This is a genomic window from Microbulbifer variabilis (assembly GCF_052467165.1).
Map to the genome: position 1 here is coordinate 3,354,480 of NZ_CP174301.1, position 19,910 is coordinate 3,374,389.

The following is a 19,910-nucleotide window of genomic DNA, read 5'->3' on the forward strand; positions in this document are numbered from 1 at the left end:
TGATGAATGTCGGCTCTTGAGAATAAAGATGTAGTTTTTATGGACCTGGAATTCGACCGCAAACATATCTGGCACCCCTACTCCTCGCTGATCAACCCGCCGCCGGTTTATCCGGTGGCCAGGGCTGAAGGGGTTCGAATTTTCCTGGAAGATGGCCGCGGCCTTATCGATGGCATGTCCTCCTGGTGGAGTGCCCTGCACGGATACAATGTGCCCGAGCTAAACCAGGCCATGCGCGATCAGATGGACAAGATGTCCCATGTGATGTTTGGCGGCCTCACCCATGAACCGGCCATTGAGCTGTGCAAAAAGCTGGTAGAGATCACCCCACCGGGGCTGAATCGGGTATTCCTGGCTGATTCCGGTTCAGTGTCTGTGGAAGTGGCCATTAAAATGGCCATTCAATACTGGCACTCTCAGGGCAAACCGGGTAAAAGTAAATTGCTGGCCCTGCGCAATGGCTACCATGGCGATACCTTTGGGGCCATGGCCACCTGTGATCCCGTTACCGGCATGCACCACCTGTTTGCCGGGCAATTGAGCCAACACCTGTTTGCCCCTGCCCCGCAAACCCCTTTCGGCGAAACATGCCCGGAAGAAGATATCCGTGAACTGGAACAACTGATTGCGCAAAACAGCGATCAACTGGCTGCGGTGATCCTCGAACCCATAGTACAGGGCGCCGGCGGTATGCGCTTTTATTCCGCAGATTACCTGCGCCGGGTACGAGCACTCTGTGACGAATACGACCTGCTGCTGATTGCCGATGAAATCGCCACCGGTTTTGGCCGCAGTGGCAAAATGTTCGCCTGCGACCACGCCGCGATCAGCCCGGATATTCTCACCCTCGGCAAGGCACTCACCGGCGGTACCATGACTTTAGCGGCCGCACTGTGTAGCGATCGTATTGCCGAAGGCATTTGCAATGGCGAGGCCGGAGTCTTTATGCACGGCCCCACTTTTATGGGGAATCCCCTGGCCTGCTCCGTTGCCAATGCCAGCATCCAGCTGCTTCTCAGCAGCCCCTGGCAGAAACGAGTCACAGTGATCGAGCAGCAGCTGACCGAGCAGCTGGCCCCATTAAAATCCGCACCGGGTGTGGCCGATGTTCGGGCCCTTGGCGCTATTGGGGTAGTGGAAATGTGTGAGCCAGTGAATATGGCCAAGGTGCAGGAAGCTTTAATCGAACGCGGCGTTTGGCTGCGTCCCTTCGGCAAGCTGGTCTACGCCATGCCGCCCTATGTGATTTCTAAAGAAGACCTAAGCCAACTAACTTCGGCAATGGTTGATGTACTGGGGGAGATTTCCTAGCCTTCGTACCAATTAATTTGTGAAGCCGGTCTCAATAATGCCGGATTAACCGGCTCTTTCTGTCAATAACCTTCACAGTTGCTGCTGCGAGCAGATGGCTATCTGATGACTTTCCTTAACACGGGGGCGCCGCTTCCAGGCTAAAGACCTCCGTTGACCCCTCCCGCATTCGTCGTTCGCAGATTCAATTTTCTTCGTCTTTACAAGCTTCGATCAGCTTGATCGCAATTTCTGCCAGAAATGTTTTGAGCCCCTAAAAATTCCTGTATCATAAATGTTAATGATAGTTATCCTCATTTGTGATAGCAATCAAAGTGATCACAGTTAAATGTTAGGCATTCACCTCGCCCGATCAATGCCTTTTCAATCTTTACTGCTTGGGCGTTAGAGAGGAAAAATGAGAATTTTAATTGCATTACTTTTTGCGGTTACTTTTGCTACCACGGCGCAAGCTAGCGATGCATCAGGAGAAAAACCCATTCAGCACCTCAAGGTAGCGGATGTTACTTCGATGAAGGATGCCAAGAAGATTTTCATTGAGAAAACAGCAGAAATTAAGGGCAAGCAAAAGCTTGATGCTGCTGAGCTTCACCAGATTCATGTCATCACCTACACGCTTGAAAAAAGCGTTGAGTTTTTCGCAGAGAACTTAAAGGGTGAGAAGCAAGAGCTGGCAAAAGAAATTGCCGTTGTGGTGGAGAATATCCATCTTAACTCCGAAAACAACCGTGCAGAAAAGACCCGCAAGGATCTGAAGGAATACTTTAAATTAGCAGACAAATTTGCCGCTGGGTTTAAGCATCACTAATAAGCTCAATCCCGAGCTTAAACAGCGTTTCTTTTCGCAGCGAAAGGCTCGTCTAGTACGATAGAAAACTGAAGGGCTAGCTATCAGTAGTTAGCCCTTCAATAATAACACCACTCGTTCATGGCTAGGTGCCACAACCTCGATCAGATTCTTTACGATACCCATTGCCCATACTTCCTTCCTTTTTGATCCGCCTATAAATCTCCTCGCGGTGTACGGGTAAGGATTTTGGAGCAAGTATTCCTATCTTCACCTGATTACCCTTAACTTCCAATACCGTGACTGAGACATTTGCTCCAATCCGTAAGTTTTCGCCTGTCCGGCGCTTTAAGACCAACATATTTATGTCCTACTGATACTCAAGCCATAAGTAGACCTTCCACGACGGGAAAGCTTGAATAGTAACGTTTTGAGGAAATACGGGGTGGTGCGCGAGAACGGTAGGCGTAGAAAAAGAAAAGGCAGACGCAACGCCCCCAGGGCTTGGGGAATCTCTCCAAACCGCTGATTGTGCTCCACTTTATTGAAGACGAGCGGGTTTCTAGCGTACTATTCATATAGCCATCTTGATAGGTGATTTATCAATTTGGTTAGCTGGCCCCAGGTGTTCCAGCACCTTGGGTCAGCGCCTTTTACTATTTCTTACTTCACGCGACCGTTCTCCTTTAAGGGGTGGTTTTTAGAAAATTCTTGGGTTCTTGAATCTCTAGATACACTTGAACCGAGCGGCTTTGATTGTTGCCTTTAGATGGCTTCTTAATCGCCGCCAAAATATCAATAAATATCTATCGATTTTACGTGGCTTTGACACTAAAACAATCCTAATAAAATCTAATAAGATTATTTTTGTGCCTATATTTTTATTTATTCACGCTTTGAAAGATTTTAGTCACACGTAAAAATGGCCATTTAAATTAACACTCCTCACCGTTTCTCGCGTTAGAATGCAAAAAACAATGGTAATACTGCTACTTGAAATACCTTCCACGCATCAATAGAAAAGATCTCTCGAGAGCCAAAATATCTTACAGACTTTTAATATATTGCTGTGGTATTTAGGTCGGCACTCTATTCGTAGTGATAGTGCTATTTTCACTCATCATTTAGGATCGAAGCCTTCTGGTACGGTAACCCCTGTTTAAAAAGGCCGCACCAGAACATCCACCAAACGCTCTGGTTTGACAGATGGTTTTGGGGAAATATCATCCTTAACTGCTTGAAAATGCTTATTTTGTATATATTTTGTTGCTTTTCCGTACTGCCAACATCAAAGATCAAGAGCAACCGCACATATCCACAGTAGAAAAAGCGCTAACTCATTGATTTTGAATGATTTACGCCTGTGATCAAAAGCAGCAAAATATCAGGATATAATGCAGCCGCACTATATCCACTAGAGTAATTTTCCACCAGTGCTGGCTAACATACTGATTTATTTGATTTTTTCTGGCTAGAGGAGTTTCCTCCTCTTGGGATATATCGGCTGGTGATATAATGCAGCTGCTTCTGAATACACTGTTAGCATAATATGAGTATGTGGAAAACATTCGCTGTAAAAACACTATATCGGACTAAAACAACTGGAGTACCTCTTTCAACTAGTGAGGGATACTCTGATCAATACGATATGGTTGAAGAACGAGTCGTTACTTTTAAGGCTCGATCATTTGATGAGGCAATTGAAAGAGCAGAACGAGAGGCCGAGGAATATGCTCGTGAGGTTTTTGTTAATCCCTTTGGCCAAAATGTGGCGTGGTATTTCACTGGTGATTCTGTCGCTTTTGAGCCTTATGATTCAGTGCCGGCTAATATTGAAGTATTCTCTAGTACATATTTAGTTCCAAGAAAATTGAATGACAAATACCTTGCTGATAACTGTTTTGGACAGAGTTATGAAGATGACGAAAAAATCAGGATCAATTTTCTTAATTCTGACATAGTGGGGTTTCGGTAAGATGCTAACAAGCAGGTGCATGTGACAGCCGCCGCTTTGCGTCGTCTGCACATGACCTGAGTGTTAGGAGCTTGATCATCCGAATAACACTTTATTTAATTATCATTTTTCAATTGAGTGCATGTAGTGCTTGGAATGATTGGCTCATGGAGCGCTCTATAGAAAAAATGAGGAGCGAGGCCAGGACGAAAATAGATAGCGAAGCTTGCGTATCCTCTGGTGGAAAAGTTGAAGGTATAGGAATTTTTGGTATACCTTCTTGTGTCGCTTATTACATCGATGGTGGTAAAAGCTGCACGGATAATTCTCAATGCCAAGGGCTATGTTTCACACCCAACACCCATGAAATCGGAACTGCAATTCTGGGGTTGTGTCAGTCGAGTGAGCATGATTCCTTTGGTTGTATCAGCACCGTCGAAAACGGTGTTGTTAGCGAGGCATTTTGCCAAGATTGAGCAGGCTCCTAACAAAGCCAGGTAATGAAGCTCCGGGCCTGCGGCCCTCCGCGGGACAGCTTACCTTTTACGCAGGTCGCTACGCTCCCATTTTTACGCAAAATTCGCATAAGGTAAGCTGCCCCTGCTGGCGGCGCTAGACATAAATCATCAGAAATGACTAAAAACGAATGGAATAACTGTTGCGACGCTCCAGATATGATTGAGTTTGTTTGGAGACAAGAGCCGTTTCGTACAGTTTCAGAAAGGTTTAAAGAATATCCTGCTGCTAATGATTGGAAAGATTATTTGGATATTGAAATGCCTCTATACAAATTTTATATAGCTTGTTGTCGCGAAATTTGGCCTCTTCTTCCTCAGAATGAGAGTAAAAGGGGCGTTGAGCTAGCAGAGCAATATATAAGGGGAGAAACTGAGTGGGAAAAATTATCCAGATATAACTGGTATGTTGAGGGGGCCGCTTTTACCTTTGACTACGAAACTGATACAGAAAAAGTCAGTTTATGGGTTGAGGAAACCGAGTCGAGTCATATGGAGCTAATAGAGAAACTTGGTTCTTCTAATACTCTGGATTTGTTGAAGGATGCAGCTTACTTTGTTGATTACGCTATGATTTACCCTTCAATACAACCCAAAGGCTCACCAAGTGCATGTTATCACAAGTTTCTACAGCCAAAACTGCTTCGGCAATTTGTAAAATATCCAGTGTAAAATAGGGGCTGTGCTAGAAATGCCTAACAAAAATGTCAAACATCGCTACATGCCTACGGCATTCCGCCGGACTCGCTCCTGCGTCGCTCGCCGTTTACATTGGCGTTAACCCAGAGGTGTATTGAGTGAATTATGTGTTGATTTCAGCAATTGCGGGTTTTGTACTAGCGCTGATGCTTGGAGCCTCAAAGAATGCCAAGCCCGTTTCTATGGAGAATGGGGATGTTCTTCTTACGTATGCGAATTCAATTAGAGGTGCCGGTCTCGTCCTTTCCATTATATCTATAGGTGGTTTATTTCTTGCCCTTATCTTCGTTCCAATAAAGACAGAGTCAGATGCGCGAGCAGTTATTTGGCTATTCTCGGCAGCTTTTCTCTTTACAGCTTATTTTTATATTGAATTTTTTACAGTAAAGATCACCCTGAAATCCGGTGGCATTGCAGGAACGTCAGGATGGAGAGGGCTCAGAGAATATGAGTGGAGCGAAATAGAAGAGATAACGTATTCGCCGGTATCGATGTGGTTTACTATTAAGACTACAGCCAAAGCACCTCTAAGAATTCACGCCTGGATTAGCGGGATAGATGAGTTTCAAAAACATTATATGGCGAATTTAGAAAAGCAGATCTGGATTTCAGCTTATGAAAGTGCATTGAAGGATGAAAGGGTTAACAAGCAAAGGCAGTCGGACCGCTAAAGCGCCCGCTGCTTTGGGCGTTATTGTGACGGTCGATTTTATTGATTTTTTTTGGCAACTGAAGCTTTAGTTCCACTAAGTAGCACCCAGTATTGAGCTATTTTTACTGAATTATATTTAAGCAGTTTCTCTCCTGGAGAGTTTGCTTAGGTGCGGCAGAAACGGGCATTCCGCTGCAATTTCGTGGAGTGCCAGTAAGATATGAATTGGTTGAGGAAAGTGCGGTACTCATTCCTCGTAAATATTGGGCAGCGGCCAGCCAAGCCGTGGCTGACAAAGTGCTAATAGTCGGCTCCAAGCGCGCCAGCTATAACTAGGCCAGTCAAGCTCGCCCACCCCCTTCAGGGCTGGGCTGGACAGCCTGCGCTCCGCTTCGGCCTCCTTTGCTGGCAACGTTATGTTTAAACGAGTATATGAAAAATATTAACCTGTTCCATGTAATTTCTCTCCCTCTTCTGTATCTCATTACGTGGTACGAGAAAGGTTATGAAGCCGCAATATTCTATACGCTAGCTACAGCTTACCTAGTTGCAGGTGTCCGCTTGTCTTTTGGTGTTTTTACAAATGGATTTCGTGATCCATCAGAAATAAGCGTATGGGATTTGGTTGCATGCTTATATTGCGCAGGGTGTATCTTACTATGGTTTTGGAATGTTGGAGTAGATAGAACAGCGTATTTTCTATTATTTCCAGTGGTTTTTAGTTTAATAATTATTGGCGTGTTAAAAATATTCCGTAGTTTTAATTGGCAATAAACATAACAAAGCTATCAAGCGTGATGCTAAAAATTTCGCTTCATTTTGGCATGCACTTCGCGCATTATACGCTAAAATAAAGCTACGCTTTGAGCACAACATATAGCGGCATTATAAGTAATATAAAAATGGAACCTGAAAAACTAAAAAGGAAGCTCGACGTAGTCGTGACTTCTTGCATGCAGCTTTCCAGAGATTTGCAGTCTCTCGAAGCGCAGTTAAGCCTGAATATGGACAGAAAAGCGATTCGGGAAATAATTGGCAATCTCCATTGGGCGGCCGAGAATACTACTGTGGTTGGACTCCACCAAGTCGGAGAGGCGCTAGAAGATAATATGGGTACCGGTCTGAATGATTGAAATTACTTATAACAGGCGCCGGCACAAATGCGCGCTTCGCGCTGTGGACTTGCAACAAGTTACTCGCCTGTGCGGCGGGCGTTAACCATAAGGTCGTCTTAGAATGAAGATCTTTATATTACTTTTAACGCTGTTTATATCTCAGTTAGCGTTCGGCTGCTACTGCGTAGATACTCCTCTTGGGAAGAGATATTTGGAGTCTGACTATGTTTATCTCGGTCAGGTTCAGTCATCAACGCTTGGTGACAATGGCGTAGTCACAAACGAATTAGTTATACTAGAGAAAATTAAGGGCGTAGCAGATACAAAAAATGTCAAAAATACATTGTTTTCAGAAGATATGTGTGCGTCTCACATGGTGGTAGGGTACAAGTATGTAGTTTTTGGGAAAACTGGTTCGATTCCAGAAATTAGTTCTTGTTCAAACACTCGCTCGCTCGGTGATATCGGTAAACAAGGGCTGGCGCAGCTCCAAGAAATGGCTAACAAGCGCAAGCAGTAAGCTGCGGGCCTCCGCGGGACGCCCAACGCTATGCACATTTTTTGCATTCGCTGCGCTCCCTGTTTCGCACAAAATGTGTATAGCATAGGTCGCCCCTATTGCGGGCGTTATGTGTACTAGGAACCATCGAATATGAGTAGAAGTATCCATCAAACCGTAAAAGGAGTTTATGGCGGAAAGTCGGCCCGTGAGATGCATCGTATGCTGAACGAGAATGATCCCGACACTCAAGAGCTTGGGAAAAAGTACTCATATAAAAACTCTGAGCGGGAAAGGCGCAGCTACAAAAAGCAAATGAAAGAGATTGAGAGTGAGCGGTAAATGCATATTGCGCGTTCACATAACAAGCCGCAGCAACTACTCCCATCGGTCGCTGGGACCGCCAAAACGCTGCGCTTATTTGTCGGCCCCTGTGCGGGGCGTTAGCACTCAATATGAATCGAGCACTAATTGTATTTTTCTTGGTCACTTTGTGTTCATGTGATTCTGGTGTTCTCTGGAGTGACCACCCATATGAGATTCATTGGATCGATACGGAAAACAATGTCACATTGGCCCGTAGGATCAATGGTGGTCCTGATACAATCGGAAGAGCAGACTCAGAAGTGATAGCGGTTGGTAGCAATGACAAATTTGTCGTAGCAAAGCAAGGAGTTATTGGTTCTGAAGATATATCCTACTTTTACATAGAGAAAAGTAAAGATAGCACCTATCTAAACCTTGATGAGATTACACAGGGGCCATTTTCCGAGGTGCAGTTTCTAAAAATAAAGGCTGAGTTGGGTATTCCTGACTTTAGTAAGGAATTTTAATGCAAAGTGCTAACAAGTGCCGGCAACCGACTGCCAAAACGGTCACTTGTTTTGCAAAAAGCTGCAAAACAAGCACCCATTTTGTCAGCTTCTACGGCAGGCGTTACACGGCAAGGAGAATTAGTGCTTAATCGAAAGTTAGTTGTAGTATTTTTTGTATTAATGCCATGCCTAGTGCTTGTTTTTTTGCCGATATATTCTGTTGTGAGTGGGTACTTGAATCCAAGTTTAGAGCACGTAGAGAGAGCAAGAAATTACCTTCCAAACTCTAAACTGCTTCAGATCGGATTTGGTTCTGGCAGCTACTCCTGTATCAATGGAGAATGTGATTACAGTAATACCTATGATCAGAAACAATTTATAAGTGTTTCTAGCGCCAGTAAAATTGTTACAATTCGCAGGTCATATGAAGGTGAATGGACAGAATCTGTGGAAGAAACCAATCTAAAGTTAGGGCTTTCACTTTTAGCTATTTATACACTAGCAATATTTGGTTTGGGATTTTCACTAAGAGAGCTAAGGCGTGTGTAACAAGCCGCAGCAATCGCTCCCGCTGGTCGCTGGTCGCTGGGACAGCCAAAGCGCTGCGCTTATTTGTCTGCCCCTGTGCGGGGCGCTAAGTTTTATACACAAGTTTTTTCAGTTTTATTATAAAAATCAATGAGTTACAGTTTGTACGGTATAGGAGCTACAGATTTGGCTGGATAATTATGCAGGACTGGGTCAGGGACGAAGTGAAAAATCAGGTTATGGGTGATACACGATTGAATAAGCGCTTATCCAATATTCTCAGTAATTTAAGTACCGACCCAAAGAGTAGTATTCCCTGTGCAAACAAGTCTTGGACAGAAACCTTTGCAGCCTATCGATTTATCGAAAATGATAAAGTCAGCTTTGACTCCATTATGAGTGGACATAAATCAGCCACTCTTGAAAGAATCAAGGTTCAGCCAGTTGTTCTTATCCCTCAGGATACCACTTTCCTAAATTTTGCTACCGATTTAGAAAGCAAAGAAATGGGAACACTCCGACGCAAAGAGACTAATCAGCAGCTCCTACATACGTCTATCGCTATAACACCATCCAGAGATAACCTGGGAATTATTGAGGGTAGCATGTGGCAGCGAGATAAAGAATCTAGTGCTAATTCTCGCTATACCAAGTCGATACAAGATAAAGAGAGTCGACGCTGGTTAGACCATTATGAGTCAGCTTGTGAGATACAAGAGCGCTGCCCTGAAACCACGATTGTGAGTATCGCGGATAGAGAGGGGGATATTCATGAGTGGTTTCAATTAGCTGAAGATCAAAATGAACAGCGGCGTGCAAGCTATATTGTTCGAGCCAAGGCTAATCGTAGTTTAGAGATCGAAGGAGAAGATACGACTTTACTTTGGGACTATTTGACCAAACAGAAGTCCATCGGAAAATACTCAGTAGGTATCCCCAAAAGGAATGGGGAGCCAGAAAGGGAAGCTAAGGTCAGTGTATCCATTGCAGAAGTAAGATTACAGGGGAAAGGAAAATCAAAACGACCTCTTTCTATCTACGCAGTTTTTGCTAAGGAATTAAGCCCACCAGAAGGCAAAAAAGGTATTGAATGGATGCTGCTGACCGATCTTGCAGTTGAGGACTTTAAGCAAGCGAGGATTATCATTGAGTGGTATCGAAGTCGATGGGAAATTGAAACCTATTTTAGAGTGGTGAAAGGCGGATGCCAGATAGAAAGTAATCGCTTTAGAACCGAGCAGCGAATGCTGAACTGTATTGCAATCTATATGATTATTGGGTGGCGTCTACACTCCATGACAACACGAGCACGAACGCTTCCTGATACATCGTGTACGAAAGTCTACTCTGAAAAAGAGTGGCGTATGATATGGATAATGCAAGCTAAAACCTCCCCACCAAATGAAGCTCCAAGTATGAGAGATATAACTCGTATGTTGGCAGGACTTGGAGGCTTTCTGGGGCGGAGCGGCGATGGTGAGCCTGGAGTTAAAACCGTTTGGCAGGGGTACACTAAACTTCTCCATTATATGGAGGCAGCGGAGGCTTTAAATGGACTTAAATGATGTGTATAAAACACAGGCGGGGCGTTATACGCGAATAGTGGACATAAATGGATCTAAAAGAGTTAGGTAAGGAAACCGATAGCGAGTACGATCGCGAACATACATGTGATGAAAACCCCTTCCCCAACGAATACAGGTTTGTTCATTGTGTAGCGTGCGAGGACGAAGCGCAGGATACTTGGCAATTTCAGAAGTTCAATTTTGCCGATGCTAAAGAGGTTGAGATTGGCGAATCTGAGTACATTAGAGAGTTCACATATTTTAGTATGGTGGTAGTTTATTACTGTCCATTTTGTGGTGATAAATTGAATTGATAGCAGCCGTATAACTGGGCGTTAGCTTTAAGAGTAGGCAATGAAGCATTGCATCATAGAAAGGGATGGGGAGAGGATATCGGTTGATGAATGGCGTGAAGTTGCGAGTGGAGAGCCGAACTTTCTAGTTACCGATAAACTGATTCAGCAAAACCCATTTACAAAAGAGTTTCTAGAAATTGAGATTCCGGGATCTGGTTACTGGGTTCCAAGCTCTATGAACTTAGAGCGATTTCCTTACGACGGGAAAGTTCGCTTTCATTTTACTGAGCATGGGGTTCGTTTTATTCAGTATGAAAATCCCTTTGACTCTGTGTTCACTGGTATTGCTAGGAAGCTAGGTGCACGAGTTAAGCTAAAGAGTGTAGATCAAAGCTAACAATCACAGGCAGCGAGGCTCCGGCCCTTCGGGCCTCCGCGGGACGTCTTACCTTATGCACGTTTTGCGCGGTGACTTCGCTCCCATTTTTGCGCAAAACGTGCATAAGGTAAGCCGCCCCTGCTGTGGGCGTTAGGCATAAATCATGGATCCATACAAAATTCCAGAATCAGATTTAAGTACAGATACGAAAGTGATGCCAAAAACAATATATTTTGCATTTGGGTTTATTGTGCTTAGCTTTATGATCTTTCTAATTGAAGAGCTGACCTATGCCTCGGAGGAAGGGCCCTACGATATATATAACTATCTATTTATCCCGGTTTGGGCCGGAATTCTATATTGGGTTTCAAGCTCAATCCGAACTAGAAGTGACAATCCGAAGAATACATTTCTAATTCTGGCATTATTGGTTGCAGGTATGAGTATTTATACCCCTTTAGAGGGTATATTCTATATACACGGGTATAGGGGGGGCAGTGTGTTTTCTTTTCGTGTTTCTACTGTTAAATGCAAAAGAGTCAAAAGAATGGTTTTCTTAAATGCCTAACAATACAATCAACGCCCAGCCGGTTGCTGGGCTGGACAGTCTACGCTCCGCTTCGGCTGCCCTTGCTGACAACGTTATGTGCTAAAGATACTATGAAGTACCTATTAATTATTCCCATATTTTTTCTACTTTCTTCATGTGTAGCTGTACCACAGGAGAGTTCTCTGATTGGGCAATGTTTAGAGTTGGTTGAACCTCATAAACTTTGGGAAGGCAGAGAAAGCATATACGCAAGCTCTAGATTGATTACTTCATCGGATAGAGTTCAAATAGGGCCAATGGAAAAAACGGGAGTATCCTTTGTTGCTGGCACACAATTTAAAGTGCAAGGTATCTTTCGTAACAGCAATGGGTCATATGGCCCGTTTCTACGTGTGGTTGTCGAGGCCACCTCTGGCGACAATAAAGGGGTTGTCGCGGATGTGCCTGCATGTGTTCCATATCACCCAAGACCAAGATGGATTACTAACTGTACTTTAAATGCCAATGAACTTACCTTTAATAATCAGGTGGTACGTACATGCACATAACAAGCGTGTGTTGTTCGCCGTTATCGCGGCTAGGACAGTCTACACTGCGTTTCGGCTGCCCCAAATGCGGGCGTTATACGTAATTGAGATATGAGAACTATTATCCCTCTAATCCTACTTTCTAGTTCTGCATTCGGTGCAGAATTAACCTTGAGTAAAGAGCAAGGCTATGTCGTTCCTGACGGTAAAGTTTGGATTGTTAAAGATGCACCGGTCGTCGATTGCCGTGTGTGCACCGCAGATGTCTATCTGCGAGATGAACTTAACAATATCCAAATTAGTGGTGTTACATTTAGCGGGGAATTAAATTTCTCGTTCAACAATGAAAATAACGGTGAGATCAGAATGCATCCTGGCACAGAGGTCTGGTTAGGAGATAGCCGTAGGTTATTGAAAATAAGTGAAGAAGATCTGTAAACGTATAAAAAGGCAAGGTGAAATCGTTCCGCTGCGCTCCACTGGACGCGCTACCGCGCGACTTTGCTTGCGGTGTTATGTGTCAGAAGAGTTACAAAGACATGAATGGAAAACCAGAGCTAATCGCAATAGATCATGATAATTATCATGCTCAGCATATCGGAACTACCAAAGACGGGTTACAGTTCTTCCTCACAACTCCTTTTGAGCCTGGTATCGCTGAATATATTGCGTTATTCAAATTTGATGCTTTGGGTAATTTAGTAGATTCAGATATTGAGCCTTTAGGCCCCAGAAGTTCGTTCTCAGTAGATGAAGCAAAGGCAAAGTATTCATCTAAATTAGAAAGCCTCGGAAATATAAGTTTAGAGAGAATTGAAGTTAAGCCTTTTTCTGTAGAGTTGAATGGAACTAAATTCGGGTTAATTGCTATAGAGCCTGAGGACGAAGATGATATTTGGTCAGTAGAGTTACTGCCTGGTAACTACATGGCATTTTTTGAGCCATGGGATAGTGGTGAGTATGACACGTAAAGCGCATAATAAGCGCGTGAACTTCATTCCAGCTCCGCGGGCTTCCACCGGACTGGTCACGCTTCGCGTGTCCAGCCGATTACGCGGGCGTTAGATGTACTCGAAGATGAATGGTATTGACCTAAAGTCCGCAACAGTAATGATTACTTTTTGTCTTCTAATTGGTTTGGGCATCCAGTACTTCACGGGATTTTACTGGCTAACAGCAATGTTACTGGTAATGATCGCTGTTTTGATTAATGGCCTCATCATCTTCAACGAAGATCTTGATGAAGGAGGGTTCGATCATCAAGAAGGAGTGACTGATACACCTGAAGCCAATGCTGAGCACAGTAAAGCCAATAAAATCCAAGTGGCAACAATAGTTCTACTTATCATAGGTGCAGTGTGGCCTTACATTTAACAAACCAATTAACTACGCGCCTTCGGCGCCCGACAGCTTACATTCCACTTCGCTGCATTCCAGCTGCGGGTTATTGAGGCGTCAAAAGTTATGAAAACTATCGCAGCATTTATTTTGTTTACTCTATCTTCTAGTGCCTCATCAGATCAGGCACTTTCAACAACCGTCAGATCTCTATTAGAGTTTGGGAGCACAGATAGCTTCGTTCACGTCGGCAACAGCACACAGGCAGAATTCAATGAGCGGCGAAGTATTGCCTCATCATGCGCCCTCAACATTCTAGAAGGTGATGCCAAACAACCAATAGGCGATGGTAGCGCTAGCAATCGTGCTCTGATTATCTGCCCTGGCTTTAGAACTCTCGGCATTCGCTTAAAACCTGAAGAGTCAGGAAAATACCATATTTTGGGTTACTGGTCCCGATAAGCTTTTAACAAGTTACTACATCCGACCATCTACACTCCGCTCGCTTTGTGTTGTACGCTACGCTAGCAAAAAGCGACTCCATTCCGGCGGCGGCTGAGCAAAGCGTTAAGGGGCAGAATGAACAACACCATAAAAAACGTATTTTTCTTAGGTGTGACTCTATTAGCTGGACTAGTTTCGTGGGTTTGGGTCGAAATATCGAAAAGTAACGAATTGATCGCAATAGCGAATGATCCTATAGCGTCTGCTAACCGTGGTTTTGAAGAGGCCCTTAGTGACTATCGTCAGGATCACAAGCAATTTGTTGAAGTTTACATTCCCGGCGAAGGGTACAAAGTCCCAGGGATTTCGGAGTCGGCTCTCAAGGGTAGCCTACAGGATTTTGCGCCCAATACTTTCCTTATTTGTGGCACCGGGCTCCACTATAAAAATTTTGCGCTAGACATAGGCAGCCATGAATACAATAAATACTTTGCTCAGGCATACAATGCGAAGCTACTGGAGCTATTAGCCAGTGAGCGCCCTTAACAAAGCCGGGCAATTTGCTCTGGGCCTGCGGCCCTCCGCGGGACAGCTTACCTTGTGCACATTTTGCGCAAAAATGGGAGCACAGCGACCTGCGCAAAATGTGCACAAGGTAAGCTGCCCCTACCGGCGGCGTTATTCACCAATGGGTAAGGTTCAATGAATTTGCTATTCGTTTGCAGCGAGAATAGATTGAGAAGCCCAACTGGAGAAGAAGTCTTTTCTCAGTATGATGGCATCAATGCTATTGGTTGCGGCACAAATAAAGATGCAGAAACAACTATTAGCGGCGATCTTATTGAGTGGGCTGACATAATCTTCGTTATGGAGAAGTCTCACCGCAATAAGGTAATGAAAAAGTTTAAGGATTTACTAGAGGGTAAGAAGCTAGTTTGCCTAGTAATACCTGATAACTATGACCGGATGGACCCAGTGCTTGTCCGTATTTTGGAAGATAAAGTCTCTGTCCATGTTCGTCTTCAGAAAAATGCATAACAAACGCAGGCACAATCGCCAGCAAGGTGGCTGGATGTCGCTGACGATCCGCCTGTGCTGCAGGCGTTAAGATCCTATGAGATATATAGACTTAGAATGGAAGCATTATTTCAATGATGGACTTACAAGGATTGTGTCTGAAATTGACATAAATGACTACAAAACAAGGAAGTTGGAGTTCTTTCATGATGGTTCGGTTGGCTTTGCTTTCGGATCAACAGAAAGCCTCCATACGAGGTTAGGCACTGAAGTCGTACTGCCTTTAGAAGAAATAAACTCCCAAGATGGGTTTCGGGGAAAAACAATATCAAAAAAACAATTCGAGTTGCTTTGGCATGAGTATGTGCCAAGTAGCTCTAACAAGTTCAAGCAGGTAACGCCAAAAAGCGGCGCGCCTATTAAAAAGCGTTAAGCTAATTTATCTAAAGGAAAAACTAATGTTAGAAAACCCGTATACTCCGCCGAGCGTAGATTTAGATGAGAGCAGCGAATTGCAAAGGTCGATTTGGTGGAAGATATACTTCTTCTTAATTACGGTTTTGTCGTTTCTTGGTTCTTATTCTTATATTGTAGCGGAGAATTCAGGTATTCCTGAATACCTAAGTCTTTTTAGCTTAGTTATTGCAACTGTCGGATTGTTCGGTTACTGCTTTCTTAAACAAATACTCTTTCCAAAGTTCTGGATGGTGTTTTTAGTTCTATATTTTCTTTATGGGATTATTTACATGTTTATATCCGAGGTTGATTTAAGAATGGGTATGTCTGAAAGTGAATTTCACATCTCTATGGCTATTGGTTATATTATGTCACTTCCAGGATATTTTGCTCTCTTTAGTTATGGACGAATCAAGAATCCAATATGGTCCAAAGCTTAACAAAATTGGGCTGTGCGGCCGCTTTGCGGCCCAGATACACTTCTTACACTGCAGCCAAAGGCGTTAAAGGTAAATCAATGATCAAATCTATTTTCGTAATAGTTTCTCTAAGCATAGTATCTGGCTGTGTTGGTTTGGCTGTTGGTACTTATGGGAAAAACGAATGGGCGAGAACAGAATTCAGCTTAGGGAAAGAGAGAAATCAATTCGCTTTCGAAAAGAGAGCTTCGCCTTATTCAGAGGTTGAAATTGTTGAGCATTGGGGTAGTCCTGATTCTGTAGATCAATTTGAGCAATGCAAAGTACTCATTTATAAAGATGGAACCTCATGGGCGGGTGCTAGAGCATTTATAGGGGTAGTGCCAGTTCCTATCGCGGTACCAACTGGAACGTATAAGAATCGTTTTTATCTTCGTAACAACTCAGTTGTTGGCCTAATTCAAGAATATGGGGAAGTAGATCGTGCTGTTGGCTATACGTGTGGTAGCAATGAGTGCGCTGCTAGCTCTGGAGAAAAGGTTAATGAACCTGAGGTTGACGCTAAAGTGGCTGTAACACAATGGTGTGCCAAGTCCCTTTAACAAACGCAGGCAGTATGCTGCGGGCGTTATGTTTCACGAGGCATCGAGTAGATGACGCTAATTGGAAGTAAAATGGAAAGTGACTTTCGCAAAGAGTTGATACGATCCAACGACACAATCCAAGAGCCTGACTCAAAACTTCGGAAGGTATTGACTGCCAAAGGCCATAACACTAAAACAGCGTATGTTCTTCACTGGATACCAGAGCAGCTCGAAGATTTATACACAGTGTTAATAAGTGGCTCTTACCTAGTTGATGTAGAGATCGCCAAGTACGACAACTCCAAACCGCCAATAGTGGAGAAAAGCGAATTAAAATCCTACATGCACAGGCTAAGTAAAAGTAATCAAGTGAGGTTAGCAGTGGCAAAGGACTTAGCATGCACAATAACTTAACAAGTTTAAGCGCCTACGGTGCAGGTGCAGGTGCAGGTGCAGGTGCAGGTGCAGGTGCAGGTGCTAAAAGCGTTAGTTGCCCAAGGAGAAAAAGCTATCAATTTGTCAGATCAAGAAAAATGGTTGTTAGTAGAGTTAACCGATTTTGGAAAGTCGCTTCCTGAGTTTATCTCTGAGATTCATTCTGATAATCTTGAAATGAGCCTAGTAGCTAAATTTGAGCTGGCTATTGAACTTTTAATTTCTCTAAATTCGAAAGGCTTGCTGGCCCTGTAACAGCTAAAGCCGGACTCGAAGGTTCCGTATTCACCAGAAAATACGAGGACTTTGGATGGGCCTGACTTGGTAGAATTCATTAATGATCCTTGGAATTGGTCAAACTCATATTCAAGAGATCGCAATTGGCAGTATGAATTAGCACCTACTGTCCATGGGGAGTCTGTTCTGGATGATATATTTCGGCTTAAAAAAAACAACTAACAAGCGCCGGTGCAAATACGCGCTTCGCGCTTTGGACTCGCAACAAGTTGCTCGCTTGTTCGGCAGACACTAAATAGCCTATGAAATATTTATGCGCCCTGATAATGGTTGTTTTTCTTAGCTCTTGTGAGTTAGGTAATGAAAGACCAAGAAGAGTTGAGTACTGGAAGGCAGAAATAGAATCTATCAAGTCACGTAGGCTGGAAATTGGTTATCTAATGGTAAAATACAAAGTGTTTGAGCCTATTTTTAACTCTTCTGAAAATACATTAACGATTGTTGACTCTGGTAAGACTGATAGTATTGTCTGTAGTAAATGGCACTATATCATCACATTCAAGGCGGACTCTAAAGGGGTAGTTACTAAATCTACAATAGAACAAGTGGGGACATGTTTGTAGGCCAGCTATTTAACAAAACCAAACTGGCTTGCCCATCCCCTTCAGGGCTGGGCTGGACAGCCTACGCGGCGCGCTTCGCACGCAAACGCTCTGGCTGCCCCTGTTGGCAACGTTATATTTCTAGGAAGCTAAGATGCAAAGAAAAATTCTGATAACTTTGTTTTTCGTCTCTTGCTCCGCAAGCGGCGCCACATTTGAAACAGATTTTGTTGAAGCCGCCCATGAAAGAATAAAGAAAACGGTCACATATGATGGTCGCTATATTTCAATCCCATACCCTGGAGGGGACGTTCCAGAGAATATAGGCGTATGCACTGATGTAGTTATTCGATCCTACAGAAGATTAGGAGTGGACCTTCAGGTTTTGGTCCATGAAGATATGCGCTCTCATTTTAGCTCTTATCCGTCGAATAGAATTTGGGGCCTAAACAAGCCAGATAAGAATATCGATCATCGCAGGGTTCCTAATTTACAGGCATTCTTTAAAAGAAATGGCAAAGAGCTTACAGTTTCAAACTCGGCAAATGACTACAAACCAGGAAATATAGTAACTTGGATGTTGCCAGGTAACTTACCTCATATAGGTATAGTCACCGATACTATTCATTCTGAATCTGGAAATCCTATGATTGTCCACAATATTGGGCGCGGCCCTGAGCTTGAGGATATGCTATTTGAGTTCAAAATAACCGGACACTACCAGTATGTCCCTGAGAAATATAATAGGTACAGGCAATAAATCTACAGCCCTTCGGGCCTCCGCGGGACAGCTTACCTTATGCACGCTTTATGCTGGTCCCTCCACTCCCATTTTCGCGCAATAAACATATAAGGTAATCCGCCACTGCCGCGGGCGTTACGTACCTCAAGGAAATTATGCTACCCACCACATATAAAGTAAAAGATATTGGAAATGGTGCTTTGTCAGTCATGGCAAAGCCTATTTCTGGCGAATGGATCGAAGACGAATTCCAAGGACTTGCTCTTCTAGGCATTGATAAAATTGTGAGCCTTCTAGAATTATTCGAGCAGCGCGAAGTTGGATTGGAATCAGAAGAAGAACTTTGCCAAAAGAATTCGATAGAGTATGTTTCTTTTCCTATACCCGATCGAGGTCTTCCAGTTACAAAAGATGCGATAGAACTAGCTGATCAACTTCTACATGAGATTTCATTAGGTAAACATGTCGTAATTCATTGTCGAGCAGGCATCGGTCGCACTGGCATTATTGCCGGTGCGGTACTGGTAAGATCGGGCCTCACTTCACAAGAAGCGCTATCACTCATATCTCAGGCCAGAGGTGTTCAAGTACCCGATACAGAGGGACAAACAGAGTGGTTAGGATTGGTTTAAAGTGTCGCTAAGCAACAAGTGGATGATGTTCGTTCCAGCCACAACATGGCTTCCACCAGACGATCCACGCTTCGCGCGGTCCGCCCAATACCCATAGCGTTTTACTTCAATCAGGGAAAATAACAATGAAAAAAATAATATCGATAATTTTCGCTATTCTGACTATTTCTGGATGCAAAACTACGTCCGTAAAAAATGACATAGATGCAGCGTTTCAGATTGCGCACTCAGAATACTTAGGCAAAAAGCTATATGATGCTATCCGTTCGGAAGATGGAAGCTTGCCCTACACGAGTAGAGAGCAAGATCTTTTAGATATGTCTATAGATCTTGTGTGTGACGGAAAGTACAAGGCTGTATCTGTAATAGATGATAGGTTTGAAACTGAAAATATATATTTTGTGTTAAGCCCAGAGAATGATTCCGGTGTTCAATTTGGTCGTCACTTGAAATTCAGATTCAAACTAGGTACAAATGATATTGTGGATGTGTCCCCATCCACAAAAACATGCTTATTGGTTCATGCTGAGGGGGATAGCATCCCCTTCTCTACACACTTTATTTCGAACGTGCCAACTGAATTTCATGTGTTTTTGAGCCTTCATCATGGAAAGCCAATTTATGTAAGTACTTCTACCGGCCTATGGAGCGTAGAAGCAGGGAAGGCTAGCTTGGTAAAGTAAAGCGTGACAAATCGCTGCAGACTGACGTCTAACTTTATGCACTCTATACGCGGTCGCCTCACCCCTATTTTTGCGTATAAAGCGCCCAAAGTTTGCGGCGGCTGAGCGCGGCGTTATACATTTAGAGAG

30 protein-coding genes are annotated in these 19,910 nt (G+C 43.7%); 29 read left to right on the forward strand and 1 reads right to left on the reverse strand.

Features of this window, described 5'->3' with window-relative positions; genetic code table 11:
• Positions 1–6 precede the first annotated feature (6 nt).
• Positions 7–1,311: an adenosylmethionine--8-amino-7-oxononanoate transaminase gene (gene bioA / locus ACJJIP_RS14910; RefSeq protein WP_444945457.1), complete on the forward strand. Its 1,305-nt coding sequence runs from the start codon at positions 7–9 to the stop codon at positions 1,309–1,311.
• Between the two features lie 397 nt (positions 1,312–1,708).
• Entirely contained in the window at positions 1,709–2,119 is a 411-nt protein-coding gene (locus ACJJIP_RS14915; protein WP_444945458.1) for a DUF6746 family protein, read from the forward strand.
• A gap of 124 nt (positions 2,120–2,243) precedes the next feature.
• Here ACJJIP_RS14915 and csrA read toward each other — a convergent pair whose 3' ends face one another.
• Entirely contained in the window at positions 2,244–2,459 is a 216-nt protein-coding gene (csrA, locus tag ACJJIP_RS14920; protein WP_282951306.1) for a carbon storage regulator CsrA, read from the reverse strand.
• Between the two features lie 1,194 nt (positions 2,460–3,653).
• Here csrA and ACJJIP_RS14925 point away from each other — a divergent pair.
• The 27 genes from ACJJIP_RS14925 to ACJJIP_RS15055 all read left to right on the forward strand — a co-directional run bounded on the left by ACJJIP_RS14925 (position 3,654) and on the right by ACJJIP_RS15055 (position 19,781).
• The gene (locus ACJJIP_RS14925) at positions 3,654–4,073 is read left to right on the forward strand and encodes a DUF4288 domain-containing protein (protein WP_444945459.1); all 420 of its coding nucleotides are present in this window, start codon (positions 3,654–3,656) and stop codon (positions 4,071–4,073) included.
• 146 nt (positions 4,074–4,219) lie between these two features.
• Positions 4,220–4,528, forward strand: coding sequence for a hypothetical protein (locus ACJJIP_RS14930; protein ID WP_444945460.1), 309 nt, complete (start codon positions 4,220–4,222; stop codon positions 4,526–4,528).
• A gap of 156 nt (positions 4,529–4,684) precedes the next feature.
• Complete coding sequence (locus ACJJIP_RS14935) at positions 4,685–5,239, forward strand: hypothetical protein (RefSeq protein ID WP_353374913.1); 555 nt, start codon at positions 4,685–4,687, stop codon at positions 5,237–5,239.
• Between the two features lie 125 nt (positions 5,240–5,364).
• Positions 5,365–5,937 carry a hypothetical protein gene (locus ACJJIP_RS14940; protein ID WP_353374912.1) on the forward strand — a complete coding sequence of 191 codons (573 nt, stop codon included), beginning with the start codon at positions 5,365–5,367 and terminating at the stop codon, positions 5,935–5,937.
• Between the two features lie 413 nt (positions 5,938–6,350).
• Positions 6,351–6,692, forward strand: a complete 342-nt coding sequence (locus ACJJIP_RS14945; protein WP_444945461.1) for a hypothetical protein — start codon at positions 6,351–6,353, stop codon at positions 6,690–6,692.
• A gap of 128 nt (positions 6,693–6,820) precedes the next feature.
• Positions 6,821–7,051 carry a hypothetical protein gene (locus ACJJIP_RS14950; protein ID WP_444945462.1) on the forward strand — a complete coding sequence of 77 codons (231 nt, stop codon included), beginning with the start codon at positions 6,821–6,823 and terminating at the stop codon, positions 7,049–7,051.
• A 103-nt stretch (positions 7,052–7,154) separates the two neighbouring features.
• On the forward strand, positions 7,155–7,553 hold the full coding sequence (locus ACJJIP_RS14955; RefSeq protein ID WP_353374910.1) for a hypothetical protein: 399 nt from the start codon (positions 7,155–7,157) through the stop codon (positions 7,551–7,553).
• Positions 7,554–7,685: 132 nt separating this feature from the next.
• Positions 7,686–7,874: a hypothetical protein gene (locus ACJJIP_RS14960; RefSeq protein WP_353374909.1), complete on the forward strand. Its 189-nt coding sequence runs from the start codon at positions 7,686–7,688 to the stop codon at positions 7,872–7,874.
• 113 nt (positions 7,875–7,987) lie between these two features.
• Complete coding sequence (locus ACJJIP_RS14965; protein WP_353374908.1) at positions 7,988–8,365, forward strand: hypothetical protein; 378 nt, start codon at positions 7,988–7,990, stop codon at positions 8,363–8,365.
• A gap of 6 nt (positions 8,366–8,371) precedes the next feature.
• A complete protein-coding gene (locus ACJJIP_RS14970) occupies positions 8,372–8,896 on the forward strand; it encodes a hypothetical protein (protein ID WP_353374907.1) in 525 nt (174 codons plus the stop codon).
• A 179-nt stretch (positions 8,897–9,075) separates the two neighbouring features.
• Positions 9,076–10,440, forward strand: coding sequence for an IS4 family transposase (locus ACJJIP_RS14975; protein WP_444945463.1), 1,365 nt, complete (start codon positions 9,076–9,078; stop codon positions 10,438–10,440).
• Between the two features lie 47 nt (positions 10,441–10,487).
• Complete coding sequence (locus ACJJIP_RS14980) at positions 10,488–10,754, forward strand: hypothetical protein (protein WP_353374906.1); 267 nt, start codon at positions 10,488–10,490, stop codon at positions 10,752–10,754.
• A gap of 40 nt (positions 10,755–10,794) precedes the next feature.
• Positions 10,795–11,133, forward strand: coding sequence for a hypothetical protein (locus tag ACJJIP_RS14985; RefSeq protein ID WP_353374905.1), 339 nt, complete (start codon positions 10,795–10,797; stop codon positions 11,131–11,133).
• A gap of 145 nt (positions 11,134–11,278) precedes the next feature.
• On the forward strand, positions 11,279–11,683 hold the full coding sequence (locus tag ACJJIP_RS14990; RefSeq protein WP_353374904.1) for a hypothetical protein: 405 nt from the start codon (positions 11,279–11,281) through the stop codon (positions 11,681–11,683).
• A 620-nt stretch (positions 11,684–12,303) separates the two neighbouring features.
• The gene (locus ACJJIP_RS14995; protein ID WP_444945464.1) at positions 12,304–12,630 is read left to right on the forward strand and encodes a hypothetical protein; all 327 of its coding nucleotides are present in this window, start codon (positions 12,304–12,306) and stop codon (positions 12,628–12,630) included.
• A 101-nt stretch (positions 12,631–12,731) separates the two neighbouring features.
• Positions 12,732–13,163, forward strand: a complete 432-nt coding sequence (locus ACJJIP_RS15000) for a hypothetical protein (protein ID WP_020412371.1) — start codon at positions 12,732–12,734, stop codon at positions 13,161–13,163.
• A 106-nt stretch (positions 13,164–13,269) separates the two neighbouring features.
• Positions 13,270–13,566, forward strand: a complete 297-nt coding sequence (locus tag ACJJIP_RS15005) for a hypothetical protein (RefSeq protein ID WP_444945465.1) — start codon at positions 13,270–13,272, stop codon at positions 13,564–13,566.
• A gap of 90 nt (positions 13,567–13,656) precedes the next feature.
• The gene (locus ACJJIP_RS15010) at positions 13,657–13,992 is read left to right on the forward strand and encodes a hypothetical protein (RefSeq protein WP_444945466.1); all 336 of its coding nucleotides are present in this window, start codon (positions 13,657–13,659) and stop codon (positions 13,990–13,992) included.
• Positions 13,993–14,109: 117 nt separating this feature from the next.
• Entirely contained in the window at positions 14,110–14,520 is a 411-nt protein-coding gene (locus tag ACJJIP_RS15015) for a hypothetical protein (protein WP_020412369.1), read from the forward strand.
• A gap of 156 nt (positions 14,521–14,676) precedes the next feature.
• Positions 14,677–15,012 carry a low molecular weight protein tyrosine phosphatase family protein gene (locus tag ACJJIP_RS15020; protein WP_444945467.1) on the forward strand — a complete coding sequence of 112 codons (336 nt, stop codon included), beginning with the start codon at positions 14,677–14,679 and terminating at the stop codon, positions 15,010–15,012.
• Positions 15,013–15,088: 76 nt separating this feature from the next.
• Positions 15,089–15,424, forward strand: coding sequence for a DUF6881 domain-containing protein (locus ACJJIP_RS15025; RefSeq protein WP_444945468.1), 336 nt, complete (start codon positions 15,089–15,091; stop codon positions 15,422–15,424).
• A 25-nt stretch (positions 15,425–15,449) separates the two neighbouring features.
• Positions 15,450–15,887, forward strand: a complete 438-nt coding sequence (locus tag ACJJIP_RS15030) for a hypothetical protein (protein ID WP_444945469.1) — start codon at positions 15,450–15,452, stop codon at positions 15,885–15,887.
• Positions 15,888–15,964: 77 nt separating this feature from the next.
• Positions 15,965–16,468 (forward strand): hypothetical protein, encoded by a 504-nt coding sequence (locus ACJJIP_RS15035; RefSeq protein ID WP_444945470.1) that lies wholly within the window; start codon positions 15,965–15,967, stop codon positions 16,466–16,468.
• 414 nt (positions 16,469–16,882) lie between these two features.
• On the forward strand, positions 16,883–17,140 hold the full coding sequence (locus ACJJIP_RS15040; protein WP_444945471.1) for a hypothetical protein: 258 nt from the start codon (positions 16,883–16,885) through the stop codon (positions 17,138–17,140).
• A gap of 738 nt (positions 17,141–17,878) precedes the next feature.
• The gene (locus ACJJIP_RS15045; protein WP_444945472.1) at positions 17,879–18,484 is read left to right on the forward strand and encodes a DUF1287 domain-containing protein; all 606 of its coding nucleotides are present in this window, start codon (positions 17,879–17,881) and stop codon (positions 18,482–18,484) included.
• Positions 18,485–18,621: 137 nt separating this feature from the next.
• A complete protein-coding gene (locus tag ACJJIP_RS15050) occupies positions 18,622–19,098 on the forward strand; it encodes a protein-tyrosine phosphatase family protein (RefSeq protein WP_444945473.1) in 477 nt (158 codons plus the stop codon).
• A 125-nt stretch (positions 19,099–19,223) separates the two neighbouring features.
• On the forward strand, positions 19,224–19,781 hold the full coding sequence (locus ACJJIP_RS15055; protein WP_444945474.1) for a hypothetical protein: 558 nt from the start codon (positions 19,224–19,226) through the stop codon (positions 19,779–19,781).
• Positions 19,782–19,910: the final 129 nt, after the last annotated feature.

Excerpts from the sequence above, each read along its gene's own strand:
- bioA (WP_444945457.1), top strand. The coding sequence starts at position 7 with ATGTCGGCTCTTGAGAATAAAGATGTAGTTTTTATGGACCTGGAATTC.
- ACJJIP_RS14915 (WP_444945458.1), top strand. The coding sequence starts at position 1,709 with ATGAGAATTTTAATTGCATTACTTTTTGCGGTTACTTTTGCTACCACG.
- csrA (WP_282951306.1), bottom strand. The coding sequence starts at position 2,459 with ATGTTGGTCTTAAAGCGCCGGACAGGCGAAAACTTACGGATTGGAGCA.
- ACJJIP_RS14925 (WP_444945459.1), top strand. The coding sequence starts at position 3,654 with ATGTGGAAAACATTCGCTGTAAAAACACTATATCGGACTAAAACAACT.
- ACJJIP_RS14930 (WP_444945460.1), top strand. The coding sequence starts at position 4,220 with ATGGAGCGCTCTATAGAAAAAATGAGGAGCGAGGCCAGGACGAAAATA.
- ACJJIP_RS14935 (WP_353374913.1), top strand. The coding sequence starts at position 4,685 with ATGACTAAAAACGAATGGAATAACTGTTGCGACGCTCCAGATATGATT.
- ACJJIP_RS14945 (WP_444945461.1), top strand. The coding sequence starts at position 6,351 with ATGAAAAATATTAACCTGTTCCATGTAATTTCTCTCCCTCTTCTGTAT.
- ACJJIP_RS14950 (WP_444945462.1), top strand. The coding sequence starts at position 6,821 with ATGGAACCTGAAAAACTAAAAAGGAAGCTCGACGTAGTCGTGACTTCT.
- ACJJIP_RS14955 (WP_353374910.1), top strand. The coding sequence starts at position 7,155 with ATGAAGATCTTTATATTACTTTTAACGCTGTTTATATCTCAGTTAGCG.
- ACJJIP_RS14960 (WP_353374909.1), top strand. The coding sequence starts at position 7,686 with ATGAGTAGAAGTATCCATCAAACCGTAAAAGGAGTTTATGGCGGAAAG.
- ACJJIP_RS14965 (WP_353374908.1), top strand. The coding sequence starts at position 7,988 with ATGAATCGAGCACTAATTGTATTTTTCTTGGTCACTTTGTGTTCATGT.
- ACJJIP_RS14975 (WP_444945463.1), top strand. The coding sequence starts at position 9,076 with ATGCAGGACTGGGTCAGGGACGAAGTGAAAAATCAGGTTATGGGTGAT.
- ACJJIP_RS14980 (WP_353374906.1), top strand. The coding sequence starts at position 10,488 with ATGGATCTAAAAGAGTTAGGTAAGGAAACCGATAGCGAGTACGATCGC.
- ACJJIP_RS14985 (WP_353374905.1), top strand. The coding sequence starts at position 10,795 with ATGAAGCATTGCATCATAGAAAGGGATGGGGAGAGGATATCGGTTGAT.
- ACJJIP_RS14990 (WP_353374904.1), top strand. The coding sequence starts at position 11,279 with ATGGATCCATACAAAATTCCAGAATCAGATTTAAGTACAGATACGAAA.
- ACJJIP_RS14995 (WP_444945464.1), top strand. The coding sequence starts at position 12,304 with ATGAGAACTATTATCCCTCTAATCCTACTTTCTAGTTCTGCATTCGGT.
- ACJJIP_RS15000 (WP_020412371.1), top strand. The coding sequence starts at position 12,732 with ATGAATGGAAAACCAGAGCTAATCGCAATAGATCATGATAATTATCAT.
- ACJJIP_RS15005 (WP_444945465.1), top strand. The coding sequence starts at position 13,270 with ATGAATGGTATTGACCTAAAGTCCGCAACAGTAATGATTACTTTTTGT.
- ACJJIP_RS15010 (WP_444945466.1), top strand. The coding sequence starts at position 13,657 with ATGAAAACTATCGCAGCATTTATTTTGTTTACTCTATCTTCTAGTGCC.
- ACJJIP_RS15015 (WP_020412369.1), top strand. The coding sequence starts at position 14,110 with ATGAACAACACCATAAAAAACGTATTTTTCTTAGGTGTGACTCTATTA.
- ACJJIP_RS15020 (WP_444945467.1), top strand. The coding sequence starts at position 14,677 with ATGAATTTGCTATTCGTTTGCAGCGAGAATAGATTGAGAAGCCCAACT.
- ACJJIP_RS15025 (WP_444945468.1), top strand. The coding sequence starts at position 15,089 with ATGAGATATATAGACTTAGAATGGAAGCATTATTTCAATGATGGACTT.
- ACJJIP_RS15030 (WP_444945469.1), top strand. The coding sequence starts at position 15,450 with ATGTTAGAAAACCCGTATACTCCGCCGAGCGTAGATTTAGATGAGAGC.
- ACJJIP_RS15035 (WP_444945470.1), top strand. The coding sequence starts at position 15,965 with ATGATCAAATCTATTTTCGTAATAGTTTCTCTAAGCATAGTATCTGGC.
- ACJJIP_RS15045 (WP_444945472.1), top strand. The coding sequence starts at position 17,879 with ATGCAAAGAAAAATTCTGATAACTTTGTTTTTCGTCTCTTGCTCCGCA.
- ACJJIP_RS15050 (WP_444945473.1), top strand. The coding sequence starts at position 18,622 with ATGCTACCCACCACATATAAAGTAAAAGATATTGGAAATGGTGCTTTG.
- ACJJIP_RS15055 (WP_444945474.1), top strand. The coding sequence starts at position 19,224 with ATGAAAAAAATAATATCGATAATTTTCGCTATTCTGACTATTTCTGGA.